The sequence below is a fragment of the Treponema sp. R6D11 genome (assembly GCF_054786075.1).
Genome location: NZ_BDHD01001172.1, coordinates 1 through 368, shown reverse-complemented (window position 1 = coordinate 368; position 368 = coordinate 1). Strand labels below are relative to the sequence as shown.

Sequence of the window (368 nt, the reverse complement as noted above, 5' to 3'; positions counted from 1 at the left end):
CCAATGCAAGCCCTTGTTTCTCGGCCTCTTTTTGCAATTCAGAATAAAGTACCGAATGGAGCGCCTCTACCCCGTTTGAATATACCCCGGCATTCAGATCGAGGCGGATTACCGGATGCTTATTCCACTCCCATTCGAGCGAGTTGATTGCCAGGGCCGGATATGCGGCGATTTCGCCGAACAGCTCCCGCCTGCCGTTAAATACCGCCCCCAGCGTTGAACACAGCAGCGATTTCCCGAAACGCCGGGGCCGCGACAGGAAAAAGGCTCTCCCTGAACCGCTTATCAGTTGATGGATCCTGGCGGTTTTGTCAACATAACAAAAACCTTCCTCGCGGATACTTACGAAATCCTGTATGCCTATGGGT

Annotated in this window: 1 protein-coding gene; it reads right to left on the bottom strand. The window is 53.0% G+C overall.

Translation table 11 applies throughout. The features are described 5' to 3' along the window. The coding region (locus ACYVTD_RS17980; RefSeq protein ID WP_461248976.1) for an AAA family ATPase at positions 1-368 on the bottom strand (368 nt) is incomplete at both ends.